Source organism: Arsukibacterium sp. (assembly GCF_036735525.1).
GTDB lineage: Bacteria > Pseudomonadota > Gammaproteobacteria > Enterobacterales > Alteromonadaceae > Alishewanella.
This window is the reverse complement of sequence record NZ_DAINOE010000112.1, coordinates 1-7969: the sequence shown is the minus strand read 5'-3', so window position 1 is coordinate 7969 and position 7969 is coordinate 1. Positions and strand designations below refer to the sequence as shown.

14 protein-coding genes are annotated in these 7969 nt (G+C 47.6%); all 14 read right to left on the bottom strand.

Annotated elements, in window-relative coordinates; genetic code table 11:
* Window positions 1–170: 170 nt before the first annotated feature.
* Window positions 171–1565: a hypothetical protein gene (locus V7D78_RS15385; RefSeq protein WP_333609342.1), complete on the bottom strand. Its 1395-nt coding sequence runs from the start codon at window positions 1563–1565 to the stop codon at window positions 171–173.
* Complete coding sequence (locus V7D78_RS15380) at window positions 1555–2073, bottom strand: terminase small subunit (RefSeq protein ID WP_333609341.1); 519 nt, start codon at window positions 2071–2073, stop codon at window positions 1555–1557. The genes V7D78_RS15385 and V7D78_RS15380 overlap by 11 nt, the downstream gene beginning before the upstream one ends.
* A gap of 77 nt (window positions 2074–2150) precedes the next feature.
* Window positions 2151–2480, bottom strand: a complete 330-nt coding sequence (locus V7D78_RS15375) for a phage holin family protein (protein WP_333609340.1) — start codon at window positions 2478–2480, stop codon at window positions 2151–2153.
* Window positions 2481–2488: 8 nt separating this feature from the next.
* Window positions 2489–2794 (bottom strand): hypothetical protein, encoded by a 306-nt coding sequence (locus tag V7D78_RS15370; RefSeq protein ID WP_333609339.1) that lies wholly within the window; start codon window positions 2792–2794, stop codon window positions 2489–2491.
* Between the two features lie 15 nt (window positions 2795–2809).
* Window positions 2810–3328: a hypothetical protein gene (locus tag V7D78_RS15365; RefSeq protein ID WP_333609338.1), complete on the bottom strand. Its 519-nt coding sequence runs from the start codon at window positions 3326–3328 to the stop codon at window positions 2810–2812.
* Window positions 3325–3756: a hypothetical protein gene (locus V7D78_RS15360; protein WP_333609337.1), complete on the bottom strand. Its 432-nt coding sequence runs from the start codon at window positions 3754–3756 to the stop codon at window positions 3325–3327. The genes V7D78_RS15365 and V7D78_RS15360 overlap by 4 nt, the downstream gene beginning before the upstream one ends.
* Window positions 3757–3987: 231 nt before the next feature.
* Window positions 3988–4302, bottom strand: a complete 315-nt coding sequence (locus V7D78_RS15355; RefSeq protein WP_333609336.1) for a hypothetical protein — start codon at window positions 4300–4302, stop codon at window positions 3988–3990.
* A gap of 97 nt (window positions 4303–4399) precedes the next feature.
* Window positions 4400–4903: a hypothetical protein gene (locus tag V7D78_RS15350; protein ID WP_333609335.1), complete on the bottom strand. Its 504-nt coding sequence runs from the start codon at window positions 4901–4903 to the stop codon at window positions 4400–4402.
* Window positions 4900–5592: a hypothetical protein gene (locus V7D78_RS15345; RefSeq protein ID WP_333609334.1), complete on the bottom strand. Its 693-nt coding sequence runs from the start codon at window positions 5590–5592 to the stop codon at window positions 4900–4902. Before V7D78_RS15345 ends, V7D78_RS15350 begins: the two co-directional genes overlap by 4 nt.
* 44 nt (window positions 5593–5636) lie before the next feature.
* Entirely contained in the window at window positions 5637–6467 is an 831-nt protein-coding gene (locus tag V7D78_RS15340; RefSeq protein ID WP_333609333.1) for a DUF2303 family protein, read from the bottom strand.
* 2 nt (window positions 6468–6469) lie between these two features.
* Window positions 6470–6805: a hypothetical protein gene (locus tag V7D78_RS15335; protein ID WP_333609332.1), complete on the bottom strand. Its 336-nt coding sequence runs from the start codon at window positions 6803–6805 to the stop codon at window positions 6470–6472.
* Window positions 6786–6983, bottom strand: a complete 198-nt coding sequence (gene csrA / locus V7D78_RS15330; RefSeq protein ID WP_333609331.1) for a carbon storage regulator CsrA — start codon at window positions 6981–6983, stop codon at window positions 6786–6788. Before csrA ends, V7D78_RS15335 begins: the two co-directional genes overlap by 20 nt.
* Window positions 6958–7140 (bottom strand): hypothetical protein, encoded by a 183-nt coding sequence (locus V7D78_RS15325; protein WP_333609330.1) that lies wholly within the window; start codon window positions 7138–7140, stop codon window positions 6958–6960. Before V7D78_RS15325 ends, csrA begins: the two co-directional genes overlap by 26 nt.
* Window positions 7141–7170: 30 nt before the next feature.
* A partial coding sequence (locus V7D78_RS15320; protein WP_333609329.1) for a hypothetical protein occupies window positions 7171–7969 on the bottom strand: 799 nt, incomplete at its 5' end.

Here is a 7969-nt window from a genome sequence, read left to right as displayed (position 1 = left end):
CGCTGTTTGCGTATTGCCTCGGGCCACTGAGTACCAGCCAAGAAAAAAATATCCTCCTGAGCTGCGTCAAAGTTATGTTTCCAACCTGTCATTGCTGCAGATGCACGCTCACGGGCCAGTTTTAATTTGGCATCTTCGCCTTTTGGGCTTTCTGGCTTATCCTGTTTCATTTATCCTCCCATCCAGCCGCCAGCGCCAATCGGTATAGGCTTGGGCTCAGGTTTATTAACAGTCTTATCTTTCCACGCCATAGCAAGCTGCTGCAGTGCATCTGATAAGTTACTTGACCAGTCATGTTCTGGCCGCTCTTTAAATACTTTCTTTTTTTCATCGTACTCGCGGTGATAACTGGCCACTGCGTTTAAGCCTTTTTCGCAACGCTCCTTATCGAACAGTAACCGCGGGAATATCGCCCTAAGCGCGTTAATGCTATCCATTTTATTTTTAACCCTGGGTACAACCTTAAACTTAATGCCCATCTTTTTAGCGGTATCAAGCCGGCTTTCGCCACTCATAAGCTCGCGCACTTCTATATCGTGTGGAGCGTAGTGTTCTTCCCAGCGTATCTTATGTTTGTCTGCAAACTCATGCAGATAGTTTATATAATGCTCCATGCCCTCGCCACTGTTACTGTAGCAGGCAACCAGCCTTAATTCCTTTCCAATCGGCTGCATTATCCAAATTGACATATCATCACTGATCCCCAAGTCCCAAAAGGTATACGTTGGCAGTGACTTCTCAATAGGTATGCGAGTAACCCGGTTATCTTCGTATGCCGCTCTGATCTCTTTACCAAAGTATGCGCCAGGAATAGCGGCATCGAATGAGCAGTAATACTCCTGCTGGATCATATCCTCGCTCATACCCTCGTCACGCTCATCTTGGATTATCTGTGGCGTTATTATTGGTTTGCCGTCTGCGTCTTTAGTGTCATCAACAGTAAGTAGCGACACATACCAGCGATCACGGAACTTATTGGCAGCTTCCAGCAGAGTATAGCCGTGATTGCGGCCCCTGGGTGTATAGCAAAACATGGCCCAGCCATCGTTTTCTGCCAGTATTGGCCTTAGATAGTCCCAGCTGGCCGGATCGCACAGTGACCACTCCGAGTACACCACGCCAAGTGGATTGTTACCGACTAAGTTGTTATAGCTATCACTACCCAGCACATACAGCAAGCTGCCGTTTGTGAACTCGATATACATTTCAGTGTTATTTATGTTGGCAATGATTTCAGGCGGTATGTGATCAAGAAAGCGTAAACCGTCTTTTCCTCGACCTTTCCATATTGCCTTACGCGCCTGAGTGCTCTTTGGTAGCATGTACCAGTAAGCGCCTACTCGCTCCTGTGTGGCTGCAACAGCTATTTGCCAGTATGTTTTGTCTTTGCCTGCCCTGCGGTGCCAGACAACAGCAAATCGCTTTTTCTTTTCTACAAACTTAGCTCGCCATAAATCAGACTGGTACGGCCTAGCTGTGTAAAGGTAAGGCAGCTGAACATTAATAGGCTCAATCGAGCTTTCACTGTCGATAATGTCAATATCATCTTCAATACTAACCAGCATCGGTTTTTACTTCGGCGTTGCCTGTTACGTGAACATGGACGTTAACCGGTCGCTGCTTGTCTGCATCCTTAGGCGCTGACATTCCCTTAATTTCGGCAATCATCTTAAGTGCCGGCAGTTTAGGGTGCAGCTCTATCTGCATAATCTCAACTTCTTCAAAATCTTCCGGGCCTGCGCCGGTTCGCTCCAGGTATCGCTTAGTTTTTATTTTCTGTATTGCGCGTTGCTGCGCCGGGGTAAGTTCATCAAGCGGCTTTAACTGCGTGCCTGCAGCATAATACCCAGCCAAGTTACTGAATCCCATTGCAGCCATTTCAGCAAGGATCCTGTTCTCGCTAATATCCAGCTTTTCAGCAGCTTTAGCTCTGTAATGCTCATAAGCCTTTTGTGTTGTTTGATTAAGCAGTAGCTTCCAGGCTTCTTGTCTGGCGTACTTAGTTTCTGCATAACCAGCCTCAGACCTTGCCCTTGTTGCATCACCATGCAAAGCGAATGAACGGGCAAACAAATCTTGCTGTCTTGACAGCTTAAGCGTTTCGCCTGTCCGTAGCGTTATAGTAGCGTAGGCTTTGCTCTTACCAGGCATTAGTCACCTTTCTTATCAATGCGCTTAGCGTAAAGGTTTTCAAGCAGAAAAATGGCCCTACCGCCAGCATGGCCAGCTATGGCCACCATTGCGAATGTCATGTTCATGCCCATACCGTACTCCATGCAGAGTAACCCGGTAACTACTCCAGCAAAACCGCTTATAGTCCACTCGCCAATTAACTCGACTGTGCTGAATTTCATATTATTTTTGCGGATCCGGCTTATGTAGTTCGCCGTTCCCCCCCATATAGCTAGTACGATGAACCATATCCAGCCAACACCTATTTCTATGAGCTGCCTGAGTGCGCTTGTTGTACCGTCTGGCATTTTATCCCCTACCATTTTAAGCCTGTGGCCGCTTTGACCTTTTTCACCAGTGCGGCTGCTTGCTCAATGCTTTCAACCACTGTTATGGCGCCCTTAAATTCATTATGGAATTCAATCTGTTTCGGCGTCAACCTGCGTTTGCTTGGAACAAGGGATCCGTCCTTTACTTCTACCAGTACTGTAATGCCGTTAAACCCTATCACCAGGTCAGGGAATCCATCGTGCGCAGCGCTGGTAATCGCTACGCTAAACCCGTTTAAACGGAAAAAACCAACTATTTCCTGTTGGTTTGCATCTGTCTTTGCTTTTCTCACCGGCGCTTTACCGCATCAACCAGGTTTGCTTGGCGGCGATAACAGTCGGCTATCACTGCGGAATTCTCCGCCAGCGTCCTCAGCGCTGCGTGTAGCTCGTCCGGGATCACTGCTATCGGTGGGCAGTAAGTTAAAAGCTCCGGGCTGATCACCGCTTTCGGCGGTTCTATTCGCGGCACGTATGGCTGCGCTGGTTTGCTGGAGCACGCTGACAACATCAGCAGCAAGCTGATCACACTCAGCAGGTACAATAATCTTACGGTCAACATAGCGTATGATCTCTTTGGTTATGGTTTCGGTTTGCTGATTAGCGGCTATGCGCTGAATTTCTGAGGCGTGATCTTGGGCCTGGGCGTTTAATGCGTGCTGAACTAAGTCGCGGTACTTGGCTTGCTGCTTTTCCATTGCGGCATTGTAGGCTCTTTGTATTTCTGCACGCTCTGTAATGCGGCCCTGCTCGAATATGTATGAGTGAGCTTGGTATAGCGCTGTGATAATTGCAGCAGCAGCGGCGGCATAGGCTAAGTATTTCATTTCCAGGTTTCCCAATCACGTAAATACTTTTCAGCTGTGGCCTTGCCTTTGACAGTGTTCCAGTATGACTTACAGTATTCAGCCATGGCTATGGCATCGGTAGGAATGGGGTTAGGATCCCGCATCAAGTGGTGCCGGGCTACGAATATGCTGTATTCGTCACTGTGCTCTAGCTGGCTAACGTCTTGCTTAATGCCAAACTGCGCTGCTCTGCGCTTAATGCCTGGGCCGTTTTGCCAAATGTCGTCATGAGTTGGCGGTTCAATCTGGAACAGGCCCAATGCTGGGCCGTTAATCTGGCGGCGGTATCTGCCGTGCATTGATTCATGCGCAACAATCATTGCCATAAGCTCAACTACTGCCGGGCTGTATAGCCCCCAGCGCTTTAGGCAGTCTGTGGCTATGGCTTTGAATTGGTTGTATTGCATAGTTACCTCGTTGATAGTAATGAGCTGTTGGCGTTAGGGAGCTTTCCTGCTCGCTCAGGTAGTAGTCACTCAGCTCATTTGAATCAGCACTGATACCGTCCCACAACGAGCGGCCTGTGGGGGCCGCATCTCTCAGTGCCGATGCAAATAAACTGGGCCGGTCTTTCCCGGCTGTCAACACAAAATAACACGACTTTACTGCACAATGCAGCGGTTAAAATTATAGCACAACTAATACTGTTCGTGCTTAGGCTTTGGTAAACCTGTAACGCTGTTCCATGTTTTGCCGTGGGCAATGGCCCTTACTATCGTTTCAGGGACTTGCATTGCTGCAGCCAGTTCTGTGTATGTTTGCTTTTTCTGGCCTCGTCGGATCCGGTAAATGCCTTTCCATACTTTTAACGCTGTCGCTCGGTCAATTTTAAAGTTACCGCCTTTGTTGCCGTTTTTAAGTGGCGCATCAAGTGGTATACCTTTTTGCAGTCGGTAGCGTATGCCTGCTACGCTCATGCCGTATTTTTTGGCTAGGTCTTTTTCTGTGTTCACTTATAATCCCCTGATTTATCTAGCTTTGTCGTAAAGTAGTAAGATAGCTTTACTAATATGTATAAACAGATTATTAAGTGCGGGATAAATTCAAGCATCACTTACCACCCTTAGCCTGCTGGCGTAGTTTGCTTAATTGACAAAGCGCATCGGTTAAAACTTCGATTGCTGTCTTGGTGTTCCTAAAGGGAATTAAACCATCGTCATCACGATTACCAACTTCATCGAAAACCGTACCGCGCAATGCTGTGGTAATTGCTGCTTTTAACAGTTCTACTTGCGCAGCCAAAGCATCATTTGTTGCATGGTAATCAAGAACTAAATCCTGCTCAGTGCTTAGCAGCAGTTCAAGGTCTGCACATCGAGCCTGAAGTGTTGAATTCTCCCTTGTAAGCTCAGCTATGCGCAGTGCCAGCGTTGCATTGCTTTCCGGCACCAAATCTTCCCGCACATACCGCGTGGCATTTTCTTCGCGCATGCCCTCGCCGGGGGCTGGATCATCACTCCAAACGTGGCCATGCTCAGCGTCTGGCACTAGGTATATTTCAGCCGGGTTTTGTTTGTGGTCTGTCATGCTGCAGCAGTTGTTTAGTTCTCTCATAATCCACCCCATTGATCAGCCATTGCATCAGCCCAGCCTTGGTAGGTTCTTGCCCTATCAAGCCAGCGCATAGGCCCCGGCGTTAACTTGTTCTGGCCTGAATTGGTTTGATTACCCCAGCGCTGTAATGGCTTTTTATCACCACAGCAGTTAGGGCATCCGTATTTATCAGTTAAGACAACCCCGCAGCAAACCAATCTTGGCTCGACATATTTTATCGGGGTTAGCAGCGGCAGTCCTTTCAACCAAAGCCCGGTTTTCTTGCTGGCATCATGGCCATATTCGTAAGGCTGGATATATTGATCTGCCGGCCTGATGTAAGTGCTGATTGAGCCTACCGGGTTTTCGATGGCAATTAGCGGTATTGGAGCATCCATTAGTAATTTTACAAACGCTATGGCTTCGCGCCTGGCTTCGCGCCTGGCTTCGCCAACAAGCGTGCCTGGCTTAATTTTCTGATGGTATGGGCCATCACCAAAAGCCCATGCAGCAGAATTGGTTAGATAGGTGCAATCAGGGTGCGCAATCATTAAATCCCAGCCATTATTAAGAATATCTTGAACATCACCTTGGTAGTGCGGTCCCGGCTTTTCAGTTGGTAATAAATCGCAACTCATTGCGTCATGCCCTTTTGCGATAAAAGCATCCCTTACTGTCCCGGATGTTTCGCAAGCTATCAACACTTTCATTCTACACTCCATATAGCCCGGCCGTAGCCGGGCGCGTTAACGGTTTACTTGCTGAATGTACCGATGTTAATCGGCGCTTCTATTTCTAGTTCTTCCAGCTTGCCGGTAATTAAATCGCAGAAGTAATTAGCTATTTCTTCCTGCTTTTCTTCACGCTGCACCATGCGAGCTGATAGTTTCACTTCGTTGCCGGTAATTACTGCCGGACGGATGTCAAAACTGAATTCAGAAAACTCCGCGTAAGGCACGCAGCTAAACCGGATAGTATGCGGTAGTTTGTTTTCTTCGTTCACTGACATACTTTCAAAAGCTGACTTTTCCGAGCTAAAGCTTTTCACTTCGCTGGTGGCGCTGGCCTTTGCGTTTATCTCGATACGGCGCACCGCTGAAATGGCCTTTTTAATATCAATAGGATCATTATCAGCATCAAAACAACAAATGTAATCAGCGTAATCTTCCAGGAACTCAGCAAAAGCTTTCTGGCTGTGGCGTTCAGAAGTGAATACCAGCAATGCTGAATACTCTGCTTTGCGCTTAGCTTTTACTATGGCTTTGTCTTCACAGTGCAAAGCAACACCAAAACTAACAAAGTCCAGGATTGCCGTTGCATTCATACTGTCAGCATCAACAAACACGCGGGCACTATCAGCACCACGGTCACGCACGTATTCAGAAAAACTTAACACGCTGTTTGTATTGAACTGACCAGTAAAGCGAACCCGGTTGGGCAAGTAGCACTCAACATCTGCCAGCTTAAAGCCGTCAGGTAGTACAACCGCATTAAATCCGCTGGCTGTGACTTTTTCAACATGCCCGATCAGCTTGTTAAGCGTTTCTGCCTGCTGCAATGCAGCAATAGTTTCTTTATCTAACATGATTATTCCTTAGAAAGTAAATCGCCTTTTTTACCGAACATCACTGTTTGCTTCTCCGGGAAGAAACTCAGTGCACCTTTTTCGCCAACATACATCGGCGTCTGCATCTTTTCATGCTCAGACTGTTTGCCGCGTTGCGTTGGTCGCGTGAACTTAACTTCATGCGTAACCATTACTTGCTGGATTGATAGCCGGTTAAAGCCCAGCTTGATAACTACCTCGCCAGCAGCGTTATGATCCATCACTGCACCGGCAACCATGCTCAGCACCTTGCTAAGCTTTTCTTCTAACTGACCACCATCGAGATCAGATATAAACTTATCGACTTGAGTTGGCATAAGCTTTTTGCTCCTGTATGCGCTTGTAAATTTCATCCCGGTGAACATCAACCGAATCCGGCGCTTTAACGCCAAGCTTTACTTGCCCACCATTTATGCCCAAAACCACTACTTCGATTTTGGTGTCACCATCACCGATCACGATAGAGCGGTTAATCGACCTTGTTAGCACTAGCATCAGCTTTTTCCTTTTTCAGCCTGGCCAAGTTGCTTTCCATTACTGCAATCTGGCGCATTTCATCGCGGTAGGTCTGGCCCTCTGCGTACTGCGCAGCTTGCCTTGCATTAGCAATGCTTTGCTCCAAGTTTTCTATTCTGTTTTCTAATGTTGTCATAGGTCACCAGTTGCGGCCCGTAGGCCGCTGTTAGTTATTCAATAAGCTTATTTCAGCACCGGCTACAGTGTGAACCATTTTCATGATCCGGTTTACGTCAGCTGAACTGCAAGTAACAAGCATCGTTACAAGCTTAACCACTTCTGGCTCTTTCGCTGGTTTTTCATCAAATACCGCCAATGCTGGCGCTTTTATTTCCGGCTCAGGATCCTTGCGGAAGTTTTCAGGCTCGTCCTTTTCAACCTGCACTGCTGACTGCTTTGCTGCCATTTCTTCCATGACAAGCTTTTGATCAGCCATTGCGGTTAATTGTGATATTACATTGCTCATGGCTAACTTTACTTCGTCAAGGCGGCCGGCAAAGTCTTTTTCTTCTGGCACAAAGTTCACCAGGCGATCAAGCTGGCCTTTGGTGTCGGCATAGCTGCGCTGCATGTATTCAAGCGGTATCATTTTAAGGTTATTGATACGGCGCTCTACAGCTTGCTCGGCTTCCATTGCTTTGCGCTGGGCTTCTTGCTCTGCAAGCTGACGCTGCGTTTCTTCAAACGATAGGCGGTCATTGTAGGCTTCGCCCAGGGATTTCAGCGTTTCAGCACGTGCGTTAACAGCATCGTGCGTTAGCTCGTAAAAATCCTCAGTCGCGTCTATAGCATCAACGGTACTGATCAGCTCTGCAATTTCATCAGATGATTTACCGCGGGCCTGAGTGGCAATATCGCGGATAGCTTGCACTTTCTGGCCAAGTCGCGCTAAGCGTTCTTCTTTCATGCGCTTTTCGCGCTCGTCCACTTCCTTTTTGACTTCCTTTAGCGGCTCCTCCAGCTCA

Bases quoted from the DNA above. Each gene is read 5' to 3' on its own strand.
- V7D78_RS15360 (WP_333609337.1), bottom strand. From the start codon at position 3,756: ATGCAATACAACCAATTCAAAGCCATAGCCACAGACTGCCTAAAGCGC.
- V7D78_RS15340 (WP_333609333.1), bottom strand. From the start codon at position 6,467: ATGTTAGATAAAGAAACTATTGCTGCATTGCAGCAGGCAGAAACGCTT.
- V7D78_RS15385 (WP_333609342.1), bottom strand. From the start codon at position 1,565: ATGCTGGTTAGTATTGAAGATGATATTGACATTATCGACAGTGAAAGC.
- V7D78_RS15335 (WP_333609332.1), bottom strand. From the start codon at position 6,805: ATGCCAACTCAAGTCGATAAGTTTATATCTGATCTCGATGGTGGTCAG.
- V7D78_RS15375 (WP_333609340.1), bottom strand. From the start codon at position 2,480: ATGCCAGACGGTACAACAAGCGCACTCAGGCAGCTCATAGAAATAGGT.
- V7D78_RS15325 (WP_333609330.1), bottom strand. From the start codon at position 7,140: ATGACAACATTAGAAAACAGAATAGAAAACTTGGAGCAAAGCATTGCT.
- csrA (WP_333609331.1), bottom strand. From the start codon at position 6,983: ATGCTAGTGCTAACAAGGTCGATTAACCGCTCTATCGTGATCGGTGAT.
- V7D78_RS15350 (WP_333609335.1), bottom strand. From the start codon at position 4,903: ATGAGAGAACTAAACAACTGCTGCAGCATGACAGACCACAAACAAAAC.
- V7D78_RS15345 (WP_333609334.1), bottom strand. From the start codon at position 5,592: ATGAAAGTGTTGATAGCTTGCGAAACATCCGGGACAGTAAGGGATGCT.
- V7D78_RS15365 (WP_333609338.1), bottom strand. From the start codon at position 3,328: ATGAAATACTTAGCCTATGCCGCCGCTGCTGCTGCAATTATCACAGCG.